The sequence below is a fragment of the Planococcus sp. VCh962 genome (assembly GCF_057748275.1).
On sequence record NZ_JBYLHS010000001.1, the window covers coordinates 826,460 to 849,533 of the forward strand.

The 23,074-nt window shown below is 44.9% G+C and carries 25 protein-coding genes; 18 read left to right on the forward strand and 7 right to left on the reverse strand.

Translation table 11 applies throughout. The features are described 5' to 3' along the window. Positions 1-55: 55 nt before the first annotated feature. From AC3AQ9_RS04150 to AC3AQ9_RS04220, 15 genes are all read left to right on the forward strand, one after another. On the forward strand, positions 56-427 hold the full coding sequence (locus AC3AQ9_RS04150; protein WP_488306179.1) for a nuclear transport factor 2 family protein: 372 nt from the start codon (positions 56-58) through the stop codon (positions 425-427). A gap of 475 nt (positions 428-902) precedes the next feature. Further along, the gene (locus AC3AQ9_RS04155) at positions 903-1,622 is read left to right on the forward strand and encodes a 3-ketoacyl-ACP reductase (protein ID WP_488306180.1); all 720 of its coding nucleotides are present in this window, start codon (positions 903-905) and stop codon (positions 1,620-1,622) included. Positions 1,623-1,731: 109 nt separating this feature from the next. Continuing rightward, entirely contained in the window at positions 1,732-2,181 is a 450-nt protein-coding gene (locus AC3AQ9_RS04160) for an SRPBCC family protein (protein WP_488306181.1), read from the forward strand. A gap of 864 nt (positions 2,182-3,045) precedes the next feature. After that, entirely contained in the window at positions 3,046-4,293 is a 1,248-nt protein-coding gene (locus tag AC3AQ9_RS04165; RefSeq protein ID WP_488306182.1) for a hypothetical protein, read from the forward strand. A gap of 746 nt (positions 4,294-5,039) precedes the next feature. Further along, entirely contained in the window at positions 5,040-5,183 is a 144-nt protein-coding gene (locus tag AC3AQ9_RS04170) for a hypothetical protein (RefSeq protein WP_488306183.1), read from the forward strand. After that, positions 5,180-5,632 (forward strand): SRPBCC family protein, encoded by a 453-nt coding sequence (locus AC3AQ9_RS04175; RefSeq protein WP_488306184.1) that lies wholly within the window; start codon positions 5,180-5,182, stop codon positions 5,630-5,632. The genes AC3AQ9_RS04170 and AC3AQ9_RS04175 overlap by 4 nt, the downstream gene beginning before the upstream one ends. 124 nt (positions 5,633-5,756) lie before the next feature. After that, positions 5,757-6,269, forward strand: a complete 513-nt coding sequence (locus AC3AQ9_RS04180; protein ID WP_488306185.1) for an AAA family ATPase — start codon at positions 5,757-5,759, stop codon at positions 6,267-6,269. Further along, positions 6,257-6,793, forward strand: a complete 537-nt coding sequence (locus AC3AQ9_RS04185; RefSeq protein WP_488306186.1) for a Rossmann-fold NAD(P)-binding domain-containing protein — start codon at positions 6,257-6,259, stop codon at positions 6,791-6,793. Before AC3AQ9_RS04180 ends, AC3AQ9_RS04185 begins: the two co-directional genes overlap by 13 nt. A gap of 100 nt (positions 6,794-6,893) precedes the next feature. Then, positions 6,894-7,766, forward strand: a complete 873-nt coding sequence (locus AC3AQ9_RS04190) for a phosphotransferase family protein (protein ID WP_488306187.1) — start codon at positions 6,894-6,896, stop codon at positions 7,764-7,766. Between the two features lie 67 nt (positions 7,767-7,833). Beyond that, entirely contained in the window at positions 7,834-8,490 is a 657-nt protein-coding gene (locus AC3AQ9_RS04195) for a Yip1 family protein (RefSeq protein WP_488306188.1), read from the forward strand. A gap of 267 nt (positions 8,491-8,757) precedes the next feature. Further along, complete coding sequence (locus AC3AQ9_RS04200) at positions 8,758-9,546, forward strand: MBL fold metallo-hydrolase (RefSeq protein WP_488306189.1); 789 nt, start codon at positions 8,758-8,760, stop codon at positions 9,544-9,546. Positions 9,547-9,559: 13 nt separating this feature from the next. Next, positions 9,560-10,030: an NUDIX hydrolase gene (locus AC3AQ9_RS04205; protein ID WP_488306190.1), complete on the forward strand. Its 471-nt coding sequence runs from the start codon at positions 9,560-9,562 to the stop codon at positions 10,028-10,030. After that, positions 10,014-10,520 carry a GNAT family N-acetyltransferase gene (locus AC3AQ9_RS04210; protein ID WP_488306191.1) on the forward strand — a complete coding sequence of 169 codons (507 nt, stop codon included), beginning with the start codon at positions 10,014-10,016 and terminating at the stop codon, positions 10,518-10,520. The genes AC3AQ9_RS04205 and AC3AQ9_RS04210 overlap by 17 nt, the downstream gene beginning before the upstream one ends. Positions 10,521-10,732: 212 nt before the next feature. Next, positions 10,733-12,739, forward strand: coding sequence for an ABC1 kinase family protein (locus AC3AQ9_RS04215; protein ID WP_488306192.1), 2,007 nt, complete (start codon positions 10,733-10,735; stop codon positions 12,737-12,739). Positions 12,740-12,865: 126 nt separating this feature from the next. Further along, complete coding sequence (locus AC3AQ9_RS04220) at positions 12,866-13,786, forward strand: bifunctional helix-turn-helix transcriptional regulator/GNAT family N-acetyltransferase (RefSeq protein WP_488306193.1); 921 nt, start codon at positions 12,866-12,868, stop codon at positions 13,784-13,786. 51 nt (positions 13,787-13,837) lie between these two features. Here AC3AQ9_RS04220 and AC3AQ9_RS04225 read toward each other — a convergent pair whose 3' ends face one another. After that, a complete protein-coding gene (locus tag AC3AQ9_RS04225) occupies positions 13,838-14,374 on the reverse strand; it encodes a cupin domain-containing protein (RefSeq protein ID WP_488306194.1) in 537 nt (178 codons plus the stop codon). A 171-nt stretch (positions 14,375-14,545) separates the two neighbouring features. Between AC3AQ9_RS04225 and AC3AQ9_RS04230 the strand changes: the two genes are divergently transcribed. After that, positions 14,546-14,956 (forward strand): GNAT family N-acetyltransferase, encoded by a 411-nt coding sequence (locus AC3AQ9_RS04230; RefSeq protein ID WP_488306822.1) that lies wholly within the window; start codon positions 14,546-14,548, stop codon positions 14,954-14,956. A gap of 422 nt (positions 14,957-15,378) precedes the next feature. Here the strand turns inward: AC3AQ9_RS04230 and AC3AQ9_RS04235 are convergent, their stop codons facing one another. Continuing rightward, on the reverse strand, positions 15,379-15,756 hold the full coding sequence (locus AC3AQ9_RS04235; protein WP_488306195.1) for a VOC family protein: 378 nt from the start codon (positions 15,754-15,756) through the stop codon (positions 15,379-15,381). 261 nt (positions 15,757-16,017) lie between these two features. On the opposite strand from AC3AQ9_RS04235, the gene AC3AQ9_RS04240 reads away from it, so the two are divergent. After that, positions 16,018-16,851, forward strand: coding sequence for an AraC family transcriptional regulator (locus tag AC3AQ9_RS04240; protein ID WP_488306196.1), 834 nt, complete (start codon positions 16,018-16,020; stop codon positions 16,849-16,851). 50 nt (positions 16,852-16,901) lie between these two features. Here the strand turns inward: AC3AQ9_RS04240 and AC3AQ9_RS04245 are convergent, their stop codons facing one another. Next, positions 16,902-17,327 (reverse strand): hypothetical protein, encoded by a 426-nt coding sequence (locus AC3AQ9_RS04245; RefSeq protein ID WP_488306197.1) that lies wholly within the window; start codon positions 17,325-17,327, stop codon positions 16,902-16,904. A 240-nt stretch (positions 17,328-17,567) separates the two neighbouring features. Next, positions 17,568-18,317: an oxygen-binding di-iron domain-containing protein gene (locus tag AC3AQ9_RS04250; protein ID WP_488306198.1), complete on the reverse strand. Its 750-nt coding sequence runs from the start codon at positions 18,315-18,317 to the stop codon at positions 17,568-17,570. Between the two features lie 224 nt (positions 18,318-18,541). Between AC3AQ9_RS04250 and AC3AQ9_RS04255 the strand changes: the two genes are divergently transcribed. After that, a complete protein-coding gene (locus AC3AQ9_RS04255; protein ID WP_488306199.1) occupies positions 18,542-18,754 on the forward strand; it encodes a DUF3951 domain-containing protein in 213 nt (70 codons plus the stop codon). 299 nt (positions 18,755-19,053) lie between these two features. Here the strand turns inward: AC3AQ9_RS04255 and AC3AQ9_RS04260 are convergent, their stop codons facing one another. The 3 genes from AC3AQ9_RS04260 to AC3AQ9_RS04270 form a co-directional block, all read right to left on the reverse strand. Beyond that, positions 19,054-19,776: a hypothetical protein gene (locus AC3AQ9_RS04260; RefSeq protein WP_488306200.1), complete on the reverse strand. Its 723-nt coding sequence runs from the start codon at positions 19,774-19,776 to the stop codon at positions 19,054-19,056. A 482-nt stretch (positions 19,777-20,258) separates the two neighbouring features. Beyond that, complete coding sequence (locus AC3AQ9_RS04265) at positions 20,259-21,854, reverse strand: long-chain-fatty-acid--CoA ligase (RefSeq protein ID WP_488306201.1); 1,596 nt, start codon at positions 21,852-21,854, stop codon at positions 20,259-20,261. Between the two features lie 369 nt (positions 21,855-22,223). Next, entirely contained in the window at positions 22,224-23,012 is a 789-nt protein-coding gene (locus AC3AQ9_RS04270) for a hypothetical protein (protein WP_488306202.1), read from the reverse strand. Positions 23,013-23,074 lie beyond the last annotated feature (62 nt).

Sequence of the window (23,074 nt, forward strand, 5' to 3'; positions counted from 1 at the left end):
TCTCTAGTGTACCTTAAATGGGCCGAGAAGAAAAAGATTGAAAGGAGAAATGAATATGTCAGTCGTAACTAATCATCAGTTTTTTGAAAAAGTGAACAGGGCTTTTATCGAAGGGGACATCAATTTTCTGGCAGACCACGTGGCGGATGATGTGGTGTGGTTGATGTATGGCAATAAGTCGGTCGGCCGTGACGAGTTTATCAATTGTGTCAAAGAAATGGGCATGGGCAATGACACTGCCGTTGTGTTGACCATTGAAAATTTGATTGCCAGCGGAAATGCCGTAGCGCTGAAAGGGAAAATGCATACCAGTACGGATGCAGGAAATGAAAAAGTTTATACCTATTGTGATATCTATGAATTGGAAAATGAAGGATCCGGTAAAATCAAGGAACTGACTTCGTTTATTCTGGATGTTAAAGAATGAGTTATTTAGGTGCGAAAATGCTATGGAATAGTATGATAAAATAAAATTAGGCAATTGAATAGGAAACTCAAGGGTGGTCGGCCATCCCCAAACGAAAGGGGGTGGTGCGGATGACGGTTTACGAAGCGTTGATGTTTGCAGTGTTTTTTGCAGGACTGATGCTTGTCGCCATGTCATCAAACCAAAAAAAATAACCCGCCCTTGAGTTGGTAGCTCTGCGGGTTATCCTATAAAAAAGCCTGTAAGCTGATCTCCCTTGACGGGACCTTTCAATTGCTGCTTTGCCGCTCGGTGTTGACGCACCGGGCGGTTTTCTTGTTTCCATTATATTACCCGTGCCTCAGATTTTCAAGCATCGCCTGCTTTAGCTTTCCAAATGTCCTTTTTTCTGTCGATATGCGGCTTCCATGTGTAGGCAGTATGAAAAAGGGAATAACTAGCTTATTCAGTATTGAAAACGAAAGGCGGAGTATAAATGGCACAATCATTAAAAGGGAAAATTGCATTTATTACAGGAGCAGGAAAAGGCATTGGGCGGGCAACTGCTTTGGCGTTGGCTGCCGAAGGTGTTGAGGTCGGACTGATTGCCCGCACTGAAAATGATTTGCAGAAAGTAGCGGACGAAGTGCAGGCTTTGGGTATCAAGGCGGCGTTTGCAGTTGCTGACGTGTCTTCGATGGAACAAGTGGAAAAAGCAGTCACTGCTTTAACCGGATCGCTGGGCACTGCAGATATTTTAATCAACAATGCAGGGGTCGGCAGTTTCGGCCCATTCCTCGACATCGACCCGGCCGAATGGAAAAAGACCATTGACGTCAATTTGCTAGGCATGTATTATGTCACGCGCGCTGTATTGCCACAGTTGATTGCTAAGAAACGCGGCGACATCATCAATATCTCTTCGATGTCCGGTTTGAAAGGGACAGCTGGGTCGAGTGCCTACAGCGCTTCGAAATTCGGCGTCCTCGGCATGACGGAAGCTTTGTCCCAGGAAGTGCGCAAACACAATATCCGGGTATCCGCTTTGACCCCAAGCCGGGTCATCACCAATTTCGGAAGCGGGGAAGAACCGGCGAACAGCAAAGAGAAATTCATGCAGCCGGAAGACATCGCGGAATACATGGTCGCCCAATTGAAACTGCATCCGCGGATTTTCATCCCGACTTCCAGCCAGTGGGCAACGAATCCATTCTAAAAACGTAAGGCACCGGACACCGAGAGTTTCCGGTGCCTTTTTTCGTATCGGAATATGATACGATATGGGTATTGAAAAACAGCTGCTGAATCAGTGAGGAGAGGAAACGATGGTCAAATGGAAAGAACAACGGGTCATTCCGGCACATATTGAAACGGTTTGGAACCTGTTCGCGGATAAAAATATCAAACGGCTCATGCCCAAAATAGAAGATCATATCTTGTTGGAGAACAATGACGACGAAGCGGGTGCCAAACATGCCCAGAGTTATTATGAAGGCAAGCAATTGCAGAATTATATTGTGGAAACGATCGCTTACGAAGATTTACCGGAACGAAAATACCGGCACACCAGCTTTGTCATGAGCCAGCTGTTCAAAGTGGAGTATCGCTATACACTCGAAAAAGTATCTGCAACAGAAACTCTTTTCATCTATGAAGGAACCCAACAAGGACTGACTTTATCCGCTAAAGCGATGCTGCTTTCCGGAAGCAAAGCGAAGCGCAACGAAACGGTCCAGGCATTTATGGATAGAGTCGAATCCGAAGCATCCAAATAATAGACATGACAAATGGATCCGGCATCTGCTGTAAAGCGGTTGCCGGATTTTTCATTGCATTGTTGACTGGGTGGTGCACCACTTGGCTAAAAATAAATGCTAATTGAAACAGAAATGAACCTACCGATAGCCATATTTTTCAATACCTGTATGTCAAAATGGAAACGATTTGTTTACTTACGGTCAACCTAATAAAAAACACCAGTTAGATATATCTTTATACTCGCAAAAAACAATGATTCTAAACTTTTATTGAATCTATTTGATGTTTTTGTTAAATATTATAGAATATTCTGAATTTTTTATTGCTCTAAGTCGCCTGCTAAGAATATAATGAAGGTGTAAAAATACATAAAGACTGCGAGACCGCCTGTACAGCCTGCAATTCGAGGGGGGACACAACGGAAAATACCAAACATCTTTATGCCTTCAGGGATTATCTTCATACGGCGGTGGTACGCAGTTTGAACTACGTAGCGATACGGATGGGCACCGTGACACAGTGGAATCCATGTACGGATAAGTGAATTTAGCGAAGAGTTTAACGCTGCCGCCGCCCATTGAATCCTTTGATACGGCTTGGGAAGAGAATTGGGTGGCTGTCTGGGACGGCAAGAGCAAAATTTCGGAATTCGATTCGATGGAACAAATTGCGTTGTACTACGCTCAGTTAACGCTTTAGAGCGGAAAAACGCTGCCATCAGCAAACTATACGGTTACATGGAGGCAGGAGGATTTGCAGATTTTGGCATGACTTGGGCTATGTTGCGTACAGTGCAGTTGCAAATACAGGTGAATAGAGAATCCTTTGCCAGTCAAATCAGAAAAAGGACAAATTTCAACCAACGAACGGAGTGAGTCACCATGACTTCTTCATCAACGAACAAAGCATTCAGACGGATCGCCACCATTGCACTCATGACCTTGGTGGCAGGAAGTGGATGGAGTGCACAGATGCCCCTTGCGTCAACCGGCCTGCCAAATGAAAACGAATCGAATGCGCAAAATATGAATTTCCATGATAATGCGGGAATGCCAACACGCAGTTCTGCTCCGATGGTCACCATGCCAGGGAATGATGACCATGCATCTGTTGATTGGGAGAAGGTCACCGATTACGATTATTTCGCTGCGTATATTGAACCTGAACTATTGGGGCTCTTGGACCGACTGAACGGATTGGATGAAAGAAGGGATGAACTCTGGGGGACGACCAACGGCGAGGACGTAACGGAGGATGTACTGAGTCTGATCACTGACTACAAGCAACTTCGTACCGAACTGCTGTCCATGACGTTCACGGGTTCAATCGAACGCCGCAAGCTTCTTTACGCAGCGGGGGATGACCTGTATCAAGCCCTTACGCTTCGGTCGAACGCACTTTTCGTGTTGCATGAGGGGCTGATGGAAGGAGATGGCACCACCACGCATGACGAGGTGTACCGCAGAGTCGAGAAATTCAACAAGTTGATGGCGGCATCCGATACCCATATCGACGGACTCAACGACAGCCTGGTCGCCCTATATGACAGTTTCCCTGAATTTGATGATGCGAGCCAGAACCCGCCAGAACCCAATGTACCGAAACAACTGACGGACAGGGAGCATTTCCTGATCTACTTCATCAACGACCTCACCTATGCCGTCAACGAATACGAGAAAACCCAAATCTTCTACATCATGCCGATCATCACGGGATTCGGGTCACAACGTACGGACGACCCGATCGCCCTGTTACGGATGGGCCAGGGCTACCGATTAGCCCTTGACCAGATTGCGGCGGATTGGGATTTCACACTGCTTGGTGAGAATGCGGCTCATCTGATCGGTTTCCAAAAGAACTTCCGCGAGGCATTGAAGTGGCAGGGCGAAGCATCTGCTATCCTTGAAAGGGCACTTCTTAAAAGAGGGGACGGTCCATCCGATGAAGCCTTTGCCGCCAGCTTGGAAGAAGCCAGTGTTTCCTTGCAAAAGGCGTCTGATTCCAACGGTGTCGCCATGGACCATTTTTTCACTTACCTGGAGGCGGAAGGGCTGACGGAGGAAGATTGGGCAGCATGGTATTTTTTAGGATTCGGTGATATCAGTTCCGTTATCGATCGGTATGAATAGAACAGCCGTTATGCATCGATGAGGCTCAAACGGCTTGACAGGTGTCGAATGAGCCAATTGGGAAAATACTGTCACCCGCCAAGAAAAAGACATGCAAGAATGGGGGCCAATTCACCCGCTCCCCAGTAAGGATTTCGCTTCTAACCGCTCGTAAGCAGTAACATCGACAGCTTTAAGTGGGAGCAAAATATAGAAAGAAAGAACCCATATGAAACGGTCAGAGTTAAGGTTGCACCACCTTGGGAAGACACTTTTTCTTTAACTGAGCTGATTCGTAAAATACTCGAACAGTTGATTGAAGTTCACTGAAGAAATTCGTAAAAGTGCGGCTATTTATTTCGAAAGGCATATCGGCATTCTTCTAATGGAAATGAGATGAAAGCGAGAAGAGTACAGTCGGGCTTTTGAAATATGAGAAGGCGGGAATATCTTGTTCAATGTTAAAATATATATAGAAGGAGTTTAATAAAAAATCGATCAAGTTGTGTTTAACCTGATCGATTTTTTAATGTTTTATTATTCCATGATAATCAATCGACAATTGGCTGTATAAAATCAGCGAGTTTTCGCACATCACCGGATTATCAAAATAAACGCTGCGTTATTATGCAGAAACGGAGCTGTTGGAACCTTCTTTTATTGTTCCGATGAATAAATACCGTTATTATGACGATAGCGGTTATTTCCTAACGGTTTTATTGATTTAGCTGAGAGGCTTCGGGCTAAGCATCCAGGAAATGAAGCGCATGATGGAAGATGGGTCATTTTTTACTCCGGAAGCATTGCTGCTGAAAAAGCGGGAGAGTCTGCTGGGGGAGATTAAAGGCCTGAACGCGCGTGTCAAGGAAATAGATGAATTTTTAGCGAGTGGAAAGGACGGGGAAGCATGATCAAATGGAACGAGGAAAAAGTCATCAATGCGAATATCGAGAAGGTCTGGCAATTGTTTTCCGATGAAAACATCCAGAAAATCATGCCGAAAGTGGAGCAGCATCGATTGATTGAAAAGCAGCCTCATGAAGTGGGTGCGAAACATGAACAGACATACCGGGAAGGAAAACGGGTAGAGACTTACGTGGTGGAGACGCTCGCTTATGAAGACACCGATGAAAAGAAATTTAAACAGACAAGTTTTGTCCTCGGAGGAGCATTTCAAGTCACCTATGCGGTCTCCTTAGAAAAAATCAGCGGCAACCGGACGAAATTTACCTATTCCGGCCAAAACGAAGGCATTAACTTTGTGGGTCGGGCCATGCTGAAGCTGGGAAGTGAAAAAAGCAATATGCGAGTCGTCCATGAGTTTATAGGGAAAGTGGAACAACAAGCATTGAAAAATTAAAAGGCCTGGACATGCCGCAGTTACGGTGGTGTTCAGGTCCTTTCTTTTAAAAATGGAAACCACAACTGCATTGCGGTTCGCTATAATAAAAAGAAGGAAAATCGATTAGAAAGATGCGTGGAAAATGAAAATATACATAATCGGATCGGTTGGAAGCGGGAAAACGACGCTTGCCAAAACAATAGCGAAAAATATAGGGATTCCCCGTTTTGAAACAGATAATTTTGTATGGGAACGGCAGGCAGGCGGAGATTTGCGCAATAGTGTAGAAAAGCGCAATACTCAATTCCAAGAAGCGGTCCGGTTGCTGGAATGGGTTATTGAAGGTGTCCATATCGGTTGGACCGATGAAGGATTTAAACGGGCAGATATGATTCTTTTTCTCGACATTCCGCCAAACGTCCGGACCTGGCGCATCATCAAACGGTTCATCAAACAGAAATTGAAGTTGGAGAAGGCGAATTACCGGCAGACGCTCCACATCTTTTACAAGATGTTCGGTTGGAACCGGTATTTTGAGAGAACGATGAAACCGGAATTTATGCAAAAGCTGAAGCCGCATCAGAAGAAGACATGCATCGTGAAAAACCAGGAAGACATTACAGCATGGCTGGAGGAGAAATTATGGAGCAGATAGCACACGCGCTTGTCATCGGTGGAACCGGTATGCTGTCAGGAGTCTGTAAAGCGTTGGCAGCCGAAGAATGGAATGTTTCTGTTATTGGCCGATCGGAAAATAAATTCAACCCTTTATTAAAAGAATATCCAGAAAAGATCTGCCCTATACAAAGCGATTACAACTCTGAAAGAGTTTATGGCCTGGTAAAAGAAGCAATAGCTGAACGGGGACCATTTAATTTGATTATCAGCTGGACACCAAATTACCAAGCTTTGGAGAAGATTTGTGCATTAAATGCACGAAGCACTGGTTTTCAATTGTTGCACATCAAAGGAAGCAAGAGGTATTTTTCCGACGAAGAAATCAAGCTGCCCGCAAACTGCCATTATCATAAAATCTTTCTCGGTTACATACGTGAAGCTGGAGAATCACGATGGCTGACTCATGAAGAAATTTCTAAAGGAATCTTTCGGCAAATCGATTCAAAGGAAACGGCAAGTATCATCGGGCAAATCGAACCGTATGAAGCAAGGCCACGGTAAAAAATATCAATCAAATCGTTTTTTTACTAATATATGTAGAAAACTACATAAGGCAAATTCAGAAAAATCAAAACCATGCAAACAAAGAAAGGAGACTATTATGGAACTGGAAAAGAAAATAATGTTCATCAAACAAGCGCTGCCTGACATAGAAATTTGCAAAATAGAAGAAAAGAAAACCGGATGGGACAATGAAATTGTGGTCCTCAATGACAAAAAGGTTTTTCGGTTTCCTAAAAATAAAGAAGTGGCTAAAAGAGCGGAAATGGAATCGAGATTGCTTGGTGACTTATTGAAAGGGAAACAGCTGCCTCTGAGCATACCGAATGTCACTCTTTTATATGGAGAGGACAAGAAAATAGTTTGCGGATGCTATAATTTGATCGAAGGAGGTATGTGTAGCGGATTCGAAAAAGCAGGGACGATTGACAACGCCAAATTGCTGGGGGAATTTCTAACACAATTACATAGCCTCGATCTCCCGGATTATATGGAGAGAAAGCATACCACAGCTTATTGGGAAACATTCTATCGGGACGTTCAGAAAGAAATTTTCCCGCATCTCACACAAAATATGCAATGTGAAATACAAGACACGTTCGAACGCTTTTTATTGCAACTGGATTATGCAGCAATTTCATCAACCGTAATCCATGGAGACTTGACCGCCTCCAATATCGTTTTCAATAGTGCGGAAAACCGGATTACCGGCATCATTGATTTCACCGATGCACAAATCGGCGATGCGGCGTTTGATTTCGCAGGAATCTATTGGGACTACGGGCCGGCATTCGCACAACAAGTCCTGGAAAACTATAGAGGAACAGAAAAGCATGAAGCGATTTTTAAGAGAGTCCAAGCATTCTACGGCTTACAGCCTATTTTTCATGAACTGCTGTATGCACTGAGAAACAAGTTGCCAATTGATTGGCAAAAAACGTCGACAAAATTTTTGAAGTTGAAAAACCAATAAAGTCCTTCCTTTGAAACTTTTAATAAGCTTATCCGTATGAATACTTAAGAAAGAGGAGGAACACGCCATGGTACAGATTAGAGATAAAAGTAATTATGAAAAAGTAAATCCTTTCACAGCTATTTGGCTGAAAACAAGAGAGACTGTCCGCTATGTGATTGAAGAAAAATCAATGGGCTATGTCATTCTCCTGATGATGCTGTCCGGCATTAGCAGTGGACTGGTCACAGCATTCAACACGGAAATGAATCAATTTCTTCCGGTAGGGGGCATTATACTTGGCTCAATTATCGCGGGCCCGATTTTCATCCTGTTGATTTTTGCCATCATGTCAGGAATTTATCTGGTCGCTGGAAAGCTGTTTAAAGGTGTTGGAACTTACCAGGATCTTTTTAAGGCCACAGGAGCAGCAACGATTCCTCAAATTTGGCTAATCCCTGTCTATCTGATCTGGATTTTGGCAGCGCCGGAAACGTATTTCGCTCAACCTGCCGGAGAGCAAGGAGATGGAAGCGGTCTCCTGTTGACCCTTCTCGGAACCGTCATCATAACAGTCGTGACGATTTGGAGCATCGTGATCAACAGCAAAGCCATCGGGGAAGCACATCGCATCTCCAGCTGGAAAGGCTTTTTCACCATTATGATTCCGTCACTCATTATCGGTTTCATCATTGCGGTAATTGCGATCTTGCTGGCGATTTTATTTTTCAGCTTTTCAGCTTGAAGACTTCGGTCTTCTTTTTTATTTGGCGAAATAGAGAAGAAAATAGTAATAAATGTACAAAACTACATAAGGAAAATAATAATAAATCAGAAAACGTAATAAGAAAAAATCAGAAAAACGAAAAATGAAAAACGAAAGATAATAAAACTGAAAAGAAGATGGGAAGGAGAAATCACGATACAGGCAGAAGACATACCAGAAGGCAATACAATAAGTTAAAAGAAGAAAACAAAAGCCTTACCAGTTAAAAAGAAAGAAGGCGATCAGATGATCGGCATTGATCACAAAGAAAATGTAGTTTGCGTTGAAGGCACCATTGAAAACTTCAGCCGAAACGTATTTGTTTACCTCGTCGACGGCATGCTGGTTGATACAGGACCGAAAAAACTTGGACAAGAACTTATTCCTTTTTATCAACAACACGAACTGGAACTGGTGGCGCTTACGCACAATCATGAAGACCATACCGGAACGGCAGCATGGATACAGGAAAATCTAGAAATCCCGATTTATGTGCATCCGAGTGGCATAGAAGTTTGCAAGAAACCAGGTGAATATCCGCCGTACCGGCAGCAAATCTGGGGCGGACGAAAAGCGTTCCATCCATTGCCGCTCCCGACAACCATACGATCCCGCAATTATGAGTGGAAAGTGATCTATACCCCAGGTCATGCAGAAGATCATGTGTCGTTTCTGAACGAAGAAACCGGACAATTGTTCTCGGGGGATTTATTTGTTTCAGCCAAAACCAAAGTTATTATGGACAGTGAATCCATCCCGCTCATCATGAACTCCATTCGGCAATTGCTGCAATACGATTTCAAATCGATGTTTTGCGGGCACTCCGGTTATTATGAAAACGGCAAAGACATGCTTGCGAAAAAACTGGACAATCTTGAAAAGCTCAGTTTGAAAGTGCATGCTTTGAATGGCAGTGGTTTGTCTATAAGAGAAATCAATGAAACGATATTTCCAGCAAATTATCCTATCATTGGGTTCTCAAAGGGTGAATGGGATTCTCGGTATATTGTGGCTTCCATCCTGAATGCAAAATGACTGGAGGTGGAACATGGGACCGCGAGTAAATAGCTTAGGGCTGGTGTTCAAGGGAGACAGTGTCCTTCTTGAAGAACAAAGAGGCGTCCATTCAAAAGGAGATGGTTTATTTTACCGGCCTATCGGCGGGACGATTGAACTCGGTGAACACTCGTCTGAAGCATTGATACGGGAATTTCGGGAAGAGCTGGATGCAGAAGTCGAAATTGACCGTTACATAGCTTGCCTGGAAACCATCTATACGATTAAAGGAGTGATTTCTCATGAAATCACGCAAATGTATGCCGTGAAATTTACAGATCCGGCAATATACCGTTTGAACGAAATGATGGTAACAGAAGGCGAAAAAATTACGCAAGCCAAATGGATTCCCATTTCTGCATGGAGCGGCAGTGAATTCGTGCTGTACCCGACAGGCTGTCTGGAATTGATGGTTCAGCACCTAACCGATATAGGAGGTACAAGCTTTGGAAAAAGCATGTGAAATGCAACGACTGTATTTAAGAATATTATCTCTGGACGATTTAAGCGCTGCAGAACGCTTCTGGGGCAATCCGGAAGTTATGGGAGAATCAGGGGGAGCAACTTCTATAGAAGCTCTTCCACGCGTTCTGGAAGGTTATAGGCGCTGCCATTCGGAAAAAGGTCTTTCCGTATACGGTGTTGTTGAGAAAGCATCCGGAGACTTGATTGGCGCTGCTGGATTCAACGCCCACGATTCCCTTAACGTGGTGGAATTGCTGTACCATTTTGCGAAAGACAGCTGGGGCAAAGGCTATGCCACGGAAGCCGTCCGAGCCTGCATTGAATTGGCCCAAGAACATCCTGAAGTTGAAACGATTTACGCCTCCGCCGCTCCCAATCATGAAAGTTCAATCAAAGTACTTGAGAAAACAGGATTTCAGTTTATTGAACTGAGATGGTTTGATGATACTCAACAAGAAGAACCTTATTATGAACTGACAGTGAAATGAATTAGTATGCTGACAGACACCAACCTATCCATCTTTGAAAATGAAAAGGGCCAGCAAGTGGCCCTTTTTTGCTGTTATGCAGAATCGATTGCTAAAATTCACTAATTGCCTAAGTCCTCGCAAAACGAATTGCCTGATATTTGATATACTAAAAAGATGAAATATTTAATTTTATGCCTACGAATATTTCGATGCAGAAAGGAGGCAAAACTTTGGTTTATGCAGTCCTGCTTTTAGAAATACTGTTCATCACTGTTTTCATTTATTTTGTCAGCGGACGGCTGATGGGGGCACAAGTCAACTTTACGAAACGCGTTTTATCGGTAGTCCTCGGGGTCTCGCTGACGACATTTGTTTACTGGTATTCTTATTTGCGTTATACCGATTACTTATCAGAAAGTGTCATTAACACAGCTACCGACGTCAGTACGATTATATGGATCGGCAGCATCCTGCTTATTTCCATGCTGCTTTACTTGTTGTTCGAACTTTTTGATCCCATTGAACTGGGTGCAAAAGGAGAACGTATTACCGGCAGAAAGTTCATCATCAAACGCCTTCAGCATCGCTGGCGGCGGCAAAAGAGGCTTCGCCAAGTTGTGGAAATCGCTATCCGCAACGGCATTTCCAGAGCCCTGAAATACGCCAGGCACCGGGAAAACGACCGGGAATTGGCGATTGCATTCCGTGATACGCTGGAACAAAGCGGCGGCATCTTCATCAAATTCGGCCAAGTGCTGTCTACTCGCACTGAATTGTTTCCGCCCGTTTTTGTTGAAGAGCTTGGAACCCTCCAACAAAATGTCAAACCGCTGTCAAGCATCCAAGTGCAGACCATCCTCCAGAATTCGCTAAAAGATGAACTGGATGAAGTTTTTTCGCATTTTGACATGGAGCCAATAGCTGCAGCGTCTATCGGCCAAGTCCATAAAGCCATTTTGAAAAAAGGCAACCAGCATGTCGTGGTGAAATTATTGCGGCCGGAAATTAAACGGATCATGCGGGACGATCTGAATATCCTGGTCGAATTTGCGGAGTGGGTGTCCAGCAGATCGACTTGGGCAGAGAATATCGGTTTCCGGGAACTGGCCATCGGATTTGCTGCTGGGCTCCGTGAAGAAATCAATTTCAATATCGAAACCCGCAACACGATCCAAATCTCGAATGCGCTTGAAAACAGCCCGTATCATGTTAAAATCCCACACGTTTACACGGAGTACAGCAACGACAGCCTGATCGTCATGGAATATGTGGAAGGCAAAAGCATTGCGCAAGGAAACGCCGTGTTCAAGCAATTCGGCATCAACCAAAAAGATTTTGCGCGGACCGTGCTGTTTTCGTTTTTCGAACAGATGCTGGAGTCGGGCATTTTCCATGCCGATCCGCATCCGGGCAATATTTTCATTGATGAACGGGACGGTTCGCCGATTTTGCTCGACTTTGGTGCAGTAGGCCGCTTAGCTGCTCCTCAGCAGGAAGGGCTCAGCCTGTTCATTATCGGGGTAGAGCAAGGCGATGCCAGTGTCATATATGACGCGGTCACTTTGCTGGTCGAAGATTCTCAGCACATCGACCGGCACCGCTTTGAACAAGCCATTGGGCAGATTTTATTGAAAATTTCGTATGTCAACCGGATTCCTACTACTGAACTTATCCATTCGCTGTTCGACTTAGTGCGGGATTTCGGCCTGTCGTTTTATCCGTCTGTCGGAACTGCCTTGCGTTCCCTGATCACATTGGACGGCACTTTGCATACCATCGATCCATCGTTTGATATGTTTACGGAAGCCAAAGTCTTTGCGCAAAAATACAAGACCGCTTTCTTGAAGAAACCTTTCACGGAACCGAAAGCCGTCAAAGATCGGATCGAAAGCGAGCTTTCCTTGCTGATCCCCGAAATGGTGAAATTGCCAAAACGGCTGGACCGGCTCGTCGAACGGGTGGAAAGCGGAAAAATCATTTTGCATCATGACGTTTTTTCAGACCGGAAAAATGCCAATTTTATCACCCAATTGTTTTCCCGTTTCATCTTGTTGATGACGGGGATCACGTTCGGCCTCGTGTCTTCTGCATTGCTCGCCATAGCCCAGTTTATCCAGGCGGCGTATGCTGTCTATTTGAATACCGCCGCCTATACCGGATTATTTCTTTGTGTTATTTTACTGGTCCGGTTGTCCGTGCAGGCAATACGGGACATGAAGCGCAGCAATGATAGCTGAATTTTATCGCCATCTGGTTCAATAAGCTGGGTGGTTTTTTCATAACAAAAAATAGTGGACATAGTCAACTAGTGGAATTACTCTTTAATTAATTCCGAAATTTTGAAAATTAAAGGAGGGGGCAGAATGTCCAAATTAACGTACATAGAAGAGATCCGAAAATTTAACCGGCATTATGCCAATGTTCTCGGAAAAATCGATCAGCAAATCTACCGAAAACCGTATCCTTTAAGCGAGGTGCGTGTCATTGCCGAGCTTTACGGCAAAAAAGATGCAACCGCTACGGAAATACGCGAAAAACTCGGCATCGACCGCGGCTATATGAGCCGTATGATTCAGAAATTCGAAGAAGAAAATATCATTTCCAAAAAACAAGCATCCACAGACAAACGACAGTATTTGATTCAGTTAACTGAATACGGAGAAAAAGTGCATCACAATTTGGTTAATGAAGCCAACAGGGAAGTCGGCAAGATGATCGGTACCCTTAATGTGCAGCAATTGGACCGATTGACAGTTGCCATGAGAACGGTCGAGTCTTTGCTGAACTTTGAGAAAATTGAAGCACCGCGTGTCATCATCCGACCGTATCAGGCCGGTGAATTGGGCTATGTATCGTATCTGCACGGGGCGTTGTACAGCAAGACCTATCAATTCGGTCCCGCCTTTGAATACTACGTCATGAAAGGCCTGGCGGAATTCATGATGGATTCTAAGGACGGTGAGCTGTGGATTGCGGAAGTTGACGGGGAGATTGCCGGTTCGATTGCCATTACTGGATATGTTGATAGTGCCCAGTTAAGATGGTTTGTGCTGGATGAACGTTTCCAAGGCTACGGCATCGGCCAGAAATTAATGGATACCGCGCTGGCATTTTGCCGCGCACAGCAATACCGGCATGTTTTTCTATGGACCGTCCACATTTTCGAGACTGCGCGGTATCTTTATAGCAAATACGGCTTCACTTTGACCGAGCAAAAAGCGAATAGCGATTGGACAGATTACGGATTGCTGGAAGAACGCTGGGATCTTGAGTTGGGTTCGTAGCCCAAAAAAGCACTCAGTTTTTCACTGAGTGCTCCAACAGCATATAAGAAGTCATGTAATTCTTTTAGAACGGATCAATAGTTTGCTTACAGGAGCCAGTAGTAAGAAAAGGGATTTCTGGATTGGCCACGGCGGTTTTATGATCCGGATGTCGTTCTGATGCCTAAGCGCCAGGCGAGACAAAATCAATAAAGGCGGCAGCCCTTGGCTATTCAGCTTCTGGGCATGGGCTAAAGCGAAATAAGTTTTAAAAAAGCGGTCAATTGTCAAAGCGGGCCGGAAGCGTTGAAGCGAGTGAACTTCCTGCGGGCCTTCATTCCAGAAAAAGTGGGGGACTCCAGGCGGTATCGTCACTTTTTCCCCCGGACCGACAAGCCGAATCCGCCCTCCAACTGAAAAATGCAAGGTGCCGGAAAGCACTTCTACAGAACTTTCTTGTTTCGGATGGACATGTTCCGGCTCTTTTTCATCCGATGGCGGGTTAAACGTTTCGATTTCCAAGTATGCGCCGTTGGTATCCTGTGCCGTCTTGCGGAAAATCATCCTTTGGCCACTTCGCGGATTGAAAATGCTTTGATGTGTCGCCATTGAACTAACCTCCATATGAAATGAATTGAATGACAGACCATTACTGACAGAGGGTTAAAAATCCCGCAAGACAGGCCGCTGTTGAAATCTTTATGTCGACTCATTTCATTAAACTGGAAAGACCTGTAGATTGCGCTACTTTAGAATGATAGGAGTTGGATTTCAATGAGCATGCCAAATAAAATACGGATCACCAAAGAGCCGCCCGCCGATTTTAAAGCCGTTTTTCAGCTGTACCAGGAGTTATCCTGGGATTCGCTCGGATTAACCGCAGACGAACTGGACAGGATGTGTCAGCAAAGCTGGCATGTCAGTTATGCGTATGACGGCGATCAACTGGTCGGAATGGGCCGGATCATATCAGATGGCGTGATTACCGGAATTATTTGCGGGCTTGGCGTTTCACCAAACCATCAACAGCTTGGCATCGGCCGACAACTTATGGATCAGCTGATCAAACAATGCGACCGGCACCGGATCATTCCGCAATTGCTGTGCAATGAGAGCCTGGAGCCGTATTATGAGACGATGGGATTTGAAAAGTTCGCAGTGGGCATGACACGGAAACGGAAAAGCGAGTAACCGGTTAAATGGCCATTAAAGACGGATGAGAAGAGTAAGAGAGGCCGATGATGCAAAGCCTCCAAATTCCAAAAAATATTTTAGTTTACATAATATAAATTATCGGAAGTTGCGTTTCACTTAGTAAGTATACTTAAGACAGTGAGACGAAATCGATTTTTCGACTGTTTTGGAGCGTTTTTCGGCTTTTTCGCTTTTCTGCGCTTTAACTGCATTTTGCGCTGTTGTTATTGGTGTTTAGATTAAATGCATGAGATTTTTTCTGTAAAGTTTTTTTGAATCGACTTCGTCTCAATGAATTTATTCGGATGCCGCTAAAATCTCTCAGCTGCCGTTAAAATATGCGACCGTCATTCTGGAGTTTGCTGAACCGGTCTCATTGCAAGTTCCATACGAATCTTTGCTGCTGACTGGTTATGTCTTTACATCACCAGCAAATTCCACCGGTGTCCATCCAAATCGCTGAATCCAGCTCCATAAAAGCCGTCCGTTTCTCCAGGTCCACTAAATACTGTTCCGCCTGCTTGTGTCACTTTTTGACACAATTCCTGGACTTCTTCGCGGGAATCCGCTGATATCGACAGCAATACTTCGGTGCTTTGTGAGGAATCGGCCAATCCATTATTTGAATATTTCTGGAAAGCCGCTTCCGGAATCAGCATAATTGGTGAATTCTGCTCCCCGATGACTACACCCGCCATTTGCTCACGTTCATTTACCGTATACCCCAGCGCTTGAAAAAATTTCTTCGATCGGTTCAGGTCTTTCACCGGTAAATTGATCCAAAATTCTTTCGTCATTGCATTCATCCTTTCTGATATTAGGATTTAAACTGCTTCTGACTGGACAAGCTGTTACCGCCATTATATGTCCGTTGATAGACATTTACTAGAGTTTCCTCCAAACTTTTCTATATTTCCCACAGGCTTTTAATCATTCAAAACCTATCAATTCTTGCTTGAGATAAGACGAAAATCTGTATATAGCCGGGTTTTTCCAATATTTTATATTAATTCTTGTTATAATGGATGATATATCCTTTACAGAAAGGAATTGCAGCAATGAATAAAAATGGTACCGACCTTCCCTTCTTCTTTCATTCGGCAGGTGAAATCCGGCATCCAAGCCACGATCGCCACTTGAAACCGCTCCACGTCCACCCGGAGTCATGTGAAATCATGCTCGTATTGGAAGGCCAATGCCGCTTTGCCATCAACCAGAAAGCTCATACGGCCGAAGCCGGCTCAATGGTGCTGATCAATGCCGGAGATTGGCATGCAGAAGCCTCTGTAAGCGGCCAGCCCTTTGTCAGCCTCTATCTTAGCTGCTCCGGCAACTTAATCGAAGGCTGCGGCCCAAACCAGTTAAGAGCGCTCCAGGCGTCTCCCGTGCATCAATCGGCAGAGTTTGCACAACTGCAATCGATCTTAACGCAGATTATCCAAGACAACAGCAGCTCCCATGCCAATAAACAGCAGACGGTCGGACATTTGCTGGGCTGGTTCCTTAGCATCTTGAACCGTTCCCTTGCCCCATCATTCACTGCTGAAAATGACCATCGGCAGCATGTGCGCATGGCCAAACGGTTTATTGAAGAAAATGTGCACAGGTCGCTGACTTTGGAAGACATCTCGGCAGAAGTCGGTTTAAGCAAATATTACTTGGCCCATATTTTTAAGGACTGTACAGGCATTAGCCCGATCCAGTATGCCATTCAATGCCGACTCCGTGTTTCTGAGCACTTGTTGATCCATTCCGACTTGAATATCCAACAAATCGCCCGCCGGACCGGCTATAAAAGCGAAACGCATTTCCAGCAAGCCTTTAAAAAAGCGACCGGGCGGACACCGCGCAAATACCGCACAGCGAATAAAGAAGCACATGCAACTACATAAAAAGATCATAAAAAGCCGGAGTCGCAATCTGCGGCTTTTTAAGTTTTCTCTCATTCCAATTCAGGTTCAATTGTTTCGTACTTATTTTCCATCCCCAATCTGAACAGCAGCACTGCTAGCATGCCTGTAACCGGCGTCATCACCATTGTCTCGAAAAAGGAATTCGACAGCAAATTGCCTGCGGTATTGAGCACCATAATTCCACATAGCAGCCAAATGCCGACTTGGACACTTTTCTTGAACCGCCCTTTGAAAACGTAACCGGCTTTTATCGCTACGATGAACATAAAAACACATTGCACACTAATCGAGATGATTTCAAATACCAAAATCTGTGATTCATTCTGGAGTCTGCCGCCCCATATAAAACCAGCCGGCAGTATTTTCACAAGGATCAAGACATGCATGACAATGGCCAAGGTATTGATAACAAGAATGACGTTGCAAGCGGTTCGGACACCCAACATTTTTTTCATGTTCATCCACCTTCCTTGACTGCCTGGTTGTACTAGAGACCTCCTTCCTTTACGAACTTCCACTCATTGCATGTGCGTTCTTATTCGCTGTTCTTTGGGAAAACCCTTTAATCTTCAAATGATCTTCGTCTGATACAGGAACCCTCCCATAAAAAAGGGCTCCGGTGCAATACCGGAACCCTTTGATTAAAGCTGCGGGTATTCTTGATACTATTTCTTGTGAAACCAGTGGCTGCTTGGTTAATTGCTAAAGTGGCTTTGGTTTTTCGTTTCTTCCATGACGTTTTTCCATACTTCTCGCAAATTCAGAATTTCTTTCTTGCCGTTTCCGTAAAAAGAAGAACCATGCATGACGGCCAATGTATCGGGCTCAAGTTCACTTAAGTTCAGCAAAATCTGATCGGTCTTCTGGTTATACGGAACATAACCAGCGAGCGGCCCTTCCTCGAATCCAAGCAAAGCTTCCCGTGCCCGTTCCGCCAAACTGCCTTTGCTCAATGGCTCCGTATCGCCATTTTGGTGAAACAAATCTGAAGTTAATAAGGTACGATCGCTTTCCTCGTAAAACAAGCCCGCATCCCAGCCATGTGGGACATGCGGAGTGCTGATATAGCGTAATTTCTTCTTGCCGATACTCAAAACTTCGCCATTTTGCAAAATATGGGCAGGCCGATTGGCAAAGTCGTTAATGTTGACCATTCCATTGACGAATCCCGTTACCGTTTGTGCCTGTGGCGAAAGTTCCAGCCAATTGTTCAACGCCCCACACTCGTCGGATTCAAAATGGCTGAACCCGATCCAGCGCAGCTGGGTAGGATCAATGATTCTGGCTACCGCTTCCTGCATTTCTGGAAAGAACATTCGAAAGCCTGTCGCAAAAAGCAAGGGTTCTTCATCCCGTATCAAAAACTGGTTAAACTGCATGCCAAAGTCCGGTACATAAATGGAAATTCGGAAGACATCTGGGGCGATTTCGTCAATTCTGGCCACTTTTCGTCATCGCCTTTCTGGAAGAAATTTATGTATACGTAGCTACAGAAACAGTATAATATATTTTAGTTAATTATCACAATATTCTGTTTTTATAACAATATTTTGTTCAGGAATGAAATTCGCAAACCAAGAAATTTTATCTTTATTTGCAACTTGACGACCAGCACTATACAGTAGGATCAAACAATGTCTTTATCTTTACTAAAAAAGGAGAGATTGTGATGAATCCCATGGCCTTGATGTCCCTTGGCTTTCCAGTCATGATTATTGTGTTGGTGTTAATCGCCCTCTATAAAGTATTCGTGAAGAAAAAATCCGTCACGCCATTTTACACGCCTTTTGACGAAATCACCGGCCAAACCGGAGTGGTATTTCATGAAGAGCAAGAAGCGCATGCCGAGGATCCGGAAGAAGGCGATGACAAAGACCGCTAAGAGGCAATTATAATGAGGGAGAGTGCAGATTTCGAGTAATCGTTCTTCCTTTTTTGGGATTTACTTTCCTTCCGAGACGAAATACTTTCCTTCCGTGTTTAATTACTTTCTTTCCCGTTGAAAATACTTTCCTAATTCGCCAAATCTGATTTGAAGCAGCAGCTTTTCTTAAAATACTGTCCGTTCCAGCGATATACTGTCCCAAAACGATGATTTACTGTCCGCAAATGCACAAATACTGTCCCGCACTTTATTTAGTCCAAATAAAAGACAGAAGCACTTTCGCTTCTGTCTTGTTTTCATTCTTTATTGCCTAACCCGAGCGTGTCTACCACTTTCTTGACCGCTTGCGTCCACACTTCGCTGATGGCACCTATATGATCCGGATCCCATTGTACACCCGAAGGCAGATCAAACTGAAAATTCTCCGCATACGGCGCCGGGCGATCCATTAAAAAAGCCACAATTTCTTCTTTTACAAAATCACGCGCTTGTTGTGGCGTGCGTTTTCCTGTGACGATTTCGTGCATCATATTGAGTGCCAGGATATTAGCGCCTTCATTGTCACAATTGGCCGTCACTTCCCCTTTGGTCCGGGCAATGATGAGGCTGCCGTCAAACAACCCGATATCCCCCACTTTTTCTGCCGGCACATGATAGCTGATGGTTTGCTCCAAGACATCCGTATGCGGCACCGGGAAATCATGAGGTGCTTCTTCCCGGTAGGCAATGGTCCGTTTCCAGGGTCCGTTATTGTACCAGAATAAGCGGCTTGGCGTGATTTCATTGGGCGCGCCGTAATAATCCACAATCTTCTGTGCGGCTGCTTTTGCTGCTTGAGGCCAGTGGTCCAGGACTTTGTTTACAAGATTGATGTCAATCAAATCTGCAGAACCGTTTTTTCCTTCATTCCGTGTTGTGTGAAGGGTGCCATTCGAAACCATCGCAATCGCCGCCAGCTTCAACTTTTCTTTTGCTTCCATTTGGCTGGCTGCGGTACTTGTCTTTCGTTGATGATCCATTCCCTCATCTCCTCGTCCGATTAGGAATTATTGCTCCACCGTAATCATTTGACAGACCACATCTTCTTACTTTTCGTTTCTCTTACTGCCTTTATAGACGATTAAAACCATAATCACGGGGACGCTGACCATTAATCCGAATACCGCAACAGCAATAACAATTCCTCCGCTCACAATCACATTCTCCTTTGCCTCTTTATGAAGTATCTCTTCGCTTTGATTTTACACCATTTCAGGCCTGCCTCGAATGCCCTTTAGCCGATTTGCCAATTTATATAATATATTTCTTTAAATGCACGCTAGATTAAGGCACATGACAAAAGCAAAAATCTTATGAAAACCCGAGCCCTGCTCCAAACAGCAAACACCGCTCAAGGCAGGCGAAAGGCGGAGGAATGAAATAGAACCGATTAAACAAATCTGGCTCATACTGCTTTATATAATGAATAAGCCTGGAACTGTCTAAGTTCCAGGCCAGACCGTTAATTCACTTTCTTCGCACTGTTCCAGTACATCTCGCGCAGGCGGAATTTCTGCAGCTTTCCGGTCGCCGTTTTCGGCAAGGCTTCCACAAAATCAATCGACTTCGGTGCTTTAAAATGCGCCATCTTCTCACGGGTATAATTGATGATGTCCTGCTCTGTTGTTTGTGCTCCCGGCTGCAGCACGATGATCGCTTTTGGCACTTCGCCCCATTTCTCATCCGGCACTGCGATGACGGCGACTTCCATAACATCTGGATGCTTGTACAACACGCCTTCGATTTCTGTCGAGGAAATGTTCTCTCCGCCAGAGATGATCATGTCCTTGATGCGGTCCTGGATTTCGATATAGCCATCGGGATAAGTAACGGCAAGATCGCCCGTGTAAAACCAGCCGTCGCGGATCGCTTCTGCCGTCTTCTCCGGATCTTTGTAGTAGCCGCTCATGACGACGTTGCCGCGAGTGACGATTTCGCCAAGCTCTTTGCCGTCCCAGGCGACTTCCTGGCCATCTTCCTGGTTGACCACTTTCGTCTCCCCGTTAAAAGCCAGTTCGATGCCTTGGCGCGCTTTGATGGTTGCTTGCTCTTCCGGCGATTTCGACTCGAATTCCTTTTTCCATTCGTTGTATAAAATGAACGGCGACGTTTCCGTCAGGCCGTAAACATGGATCATATTAAGCCCTAGTATCTCTTGCGCTTTGCCGATCAATGCCGCAGCGGGCGGAGCCCCGGCTGTCGCCATGCGCGGTTTGGTCGTGATCTCTACATGTTTCGCTTTCGGTTCATTGACAAGCATGTTGACGACGGTCGGAGCACCGCAAAGAATGGAAATCTTCAGCTGTTCGAACAAATCCAGAATGAGCGGCGGATCGACTTTCCGCAGGCAGACATGAGTCGCACCGGCTGCTGTGATGGCCCAGACACCGCCCCAGCCATTCGCATGGAACATCGGCAAGGTATGCAGATACACATCGTCATGGGCCACATTCAAATGGTGCAGGAAGTTTGCGGCATTTAAGTAATTGCTGCGATGCGTCAACATGACGCCTTTCGGATTGGACGTAGTCCCGCTTGTGTAGTTCAATGTCAGCATCTGATTTTCGTCGATGTCGACTTCAGGGACGCGTGCATCTTCCAACACTTCATCAATGAAATCTTCATATGTGACACCGTGGATGGCCGACTCGCATCCAGGCACTTCGACCACAATATATTTTTCTATTGGAAGCTTTTCCTGAATGTCTTCAATGATTTTCCCGAACTCGGCATCGACGATCAGCATCTTGGCATCGCTGTGGTTGATGATGTATTCGAGATCTTTTGCCGCTAACCGGTAATTGAGCGGCACCATGACTGCACCTAATTGGCAGATGCCGTAAAAGCATTCAAGCATATAATGGGTATTCGGCAGCATCACTGCAACGTGATCGCCTTTTTGGATTCCGGCATTATGTAAGGCGATGGCAAGGCGGTCCGTGCGCTTCCCGAATTCCTTGTATGTAAAACTTTTGTCTTCGTCAATCACTGCGATTTTCTCCGGATAATACTTGATGGCACGCCGTTTCCAATCGAGAGGTGTCAATGCAGCAAACATATTCTTTTCCCCTTTCAATCCCAATTTTTATATAAGTTGTTATAAAACAGTATATTAACCGCTTTAAACTGTGTCAACAAAGTTGTCGGAATTGAACGAAAACTTTGTTGTCTGCAATCGTTCGTAACGCATGTCAACTTCTCCTTGTAAAAAAATGGGTTCGAATGATACGGCTTTTTCTCTGTAGCCTTTAGTATACGAGTGTTCAATACTCTTCAAGTTTTCAATCCGATTTCCTGTCCAACACCATAAGAATAACCGCTCCAGCGCGTGGTTTAGTAGCCTGTGTAATGAAAGTCGCCGGAAAGATGTCGGTCTACGAATGGTTTAATTAAAGCAACTCCATTAAAAAAGAGCCGCTAGGGGCTCTTAAAGCGGATACTTGAGAAAATAATCCTTGAATTCCTCTTGGTAATCCTCCAGAATTCCAAAAAACTTGTAGCTGTGCGGCTTGCTGTAGTCTTTTCCGTACTTCTTGAAATAATCCATCAGGTAATTGAACAATTCGTCGTACAGTTCCATGAACGGTTCTTGGGTCATCCGCTCAAACCGCTCCAAATACAAGTGAATGGCATCCTCGTCGCTCTTGTCGACATAATAGAACAAATCGCTCATGCTTCGAATCAAAGCCAGATATGTGCGGCGGATGTTTTCTCCATTGAACATCTCATCCTTTGCCTCCAGATAAAACGGCAATTCATTCAAGTAGATGTCATTTTCATGAACACTCTTTTTCCGTTCGAAGGATGCATGCGCCTGGCAGAAAAATTCCGACCAGAAGAAATAGCCATCCCGGTCTTTCCATTCTCCGTATTTCTCGAAATCCATCTGCAAGCGGTAATGCTCCACCGCATGCCCCATCTCATACGTCAGCAGGCTTTTTGTTAGTCCGCCATAGACTTCAACGCCGATGATGCTTTTGTCGCCAAGCGGGTAATGCGCCGACTGCTCCGCTCCGCTGAACTTGTCCGGCATGCCGTAAGCCTTCCAGATGTACCGGCTAAAATCGCTTCGATCCGTATAAAAGATGATGGTTTTCACCTTGTGCCGGAAGTTGAACGTCGGGTAGCACCGCTCCGCATCCAGAATCATTTCCTGAAAGTCCTCTGATTCGTCTGATAGGTTTAGATAGTTAACGCCTGTCGCTGTTTTATTCATATCCACTGTCTCCATTCCCTGTAAATTTCCTTGTGTGGACTCACACCTCTTTCCAATAACGG

Bases quoted from the DNA above. Each gene is read 5' to 3' on its own strand.
- AC3AQ9_RS04255 (WP_488306199.1), top strand. From the start codon at position 18,542: ATGAATCCCATGGCCTTGATGTCCCTTGGCTTTCCAGTCATGATTATT.
- AC3AQ9_RS04220 (WP_488306193.1), top strand. From the start codon at position 12,866: ATGTCCAAATTAACGTACATAGAAGAGATCCGAAAATTTAACCGGCAT.
- AC3AQ9_RS04265 (WP_488306201.1), bottom strand. From the start codon at position 21,854: ATGTTTGCTGCATTGACACCTCTCGATTGGAAACGGCGTGCCATCAAG.
- AC3AQ9_RS04170 (WP_488306183.1), top strand. From the start codon at position 5,040: ATGATGGAAGATGGGTCATTTTTTACTCCGGAAGCATTGCTGCTGAAA.
- AC3AQ9_RS04185 (WP_488306186.1), top strand. From the start codon at position 6,257: ATGGAGCAGATAGCACACGCGCTTGTCATCGGTGGAACCGGTATGCTG.
- AC3AQ9_RS04155 (WP_488306180.1), top strand. From the start codon at position 903: ATGGCACAATCATTAAAAGGGAAAATTGCATTTATTACAGGAGCAGGA.
- AC3AQ9_RS04245 (WP_488306197.1), bottom strand. From the start codon at position 17,327: ATGAAAAAAATGTTGGGTGTCCGAACCGCTTGCAACGTCATTCTTGTT.
- AC3AQ9_RS04270 (WP_488306202.1), bottom strand. From the start codon at position 23,012: ATGAATAAAACAGCGACAGGCGTTAACTATCTAAACCTATCAGACGAA.
- AC3AQ9_RS04230 (WP_488306822.1), top strand. From the start codon at position 14,546: ATGCCAAATAAAATACGGATCACCAAAGAGCCGCCCGCCGATTTTAAA.
- AC3AQ9_RS04260 (WP_488306200.1), bottom strand. From the start codon at position 19,776: ATGGATCATCAACGAAAGACAAGTACCGCAGCCAGCCAAATGGAAGCA.
- AC3AQ9_RS04240 (WP_488306196.1), top strand. From the start codon at position 16,018: ATGAATAAAAATGGTACCGACCTTCCCTTCTTCTTTCATTCGGCAGGT.
- AC3AQ9_RS04150 (WP_488306179.1), top strand. From the start codon at position 56: ATGTCAGTCGTAACTAATCATCAGTTTTTTGAAAAAGTGAACAGGGCT.
- AC3AQ9_RS04190 (WP_488306187.1), top strand. From the start codon at position 6,894: ATGGAACTGGAAAAGAAAATAATGTTCATCAAACAAGCGCTGCCTGAC.
- AC3AQ9_RS04200 (WP_488306189.1), top strand. From the start codon at position 8,758: ATGATCGGCATTGATCACAAAGAAAATGTAGTTTGCGTTGAAGGCACC.
- AC3AQ9_RS04225 (WP_488306194.1), bottom strand. From the start codon at position 14,374: ATGGCGACACATCAAAGCATTTTCAATCCGCGAAGTGGCCAAAGGATG.
- AC3AQ9_RS04180 (WP_488306185.1), top strand. From the start codon at position 5,757: ATGAAAATATACATAATCGGATCGGTTGGAAGCGGGAAAACGACGCTT.
- AC3AQ9_RS04235 (WP_488306195.1), bottom strand. From the start codon at position 15,756: ATGACGAAAGAATTTTGGATCAATTTACCGGTGAAAGACCTGAACCGA.
- AC3AQ9_RS04165 (WP_488306182.1), top strand. From the start codon at position 3,046: ATGACTTCTTCATCAACGAACAAAGCATTCAGACGGATCGCCACCATT.
- AC3AQ9_RS04175 (WP_488306184.1), top strand. From the start codon at position 5,180: ATGATCAAATGGAACGAGGAAAAAGTCATCAATGCGAATATCGAGAAG.
- AC3AQ9_RS04195 (WP_488306188.1), top strand. From the start codon at position 7,834: ATGGTACAGATTAGAGATAAAAGTAATTATGAAAAAGTAAATCCTTTC.
- AC3AQ9_RS04160 (WP_488306181.1), top strand. From the start codon at position 1,732: ATGGTCAAATGGAAAGAACAACGGGTCATTCCGGCACATATTGAAACG.
- AC3AQ9_RS04205 (WP_488306190.1), top strand. From the start codon at position 9,560: ATGGGACCGCGAGTAAATAGCTTAGGGCTGGTGTTCAAGGGAGACAGT.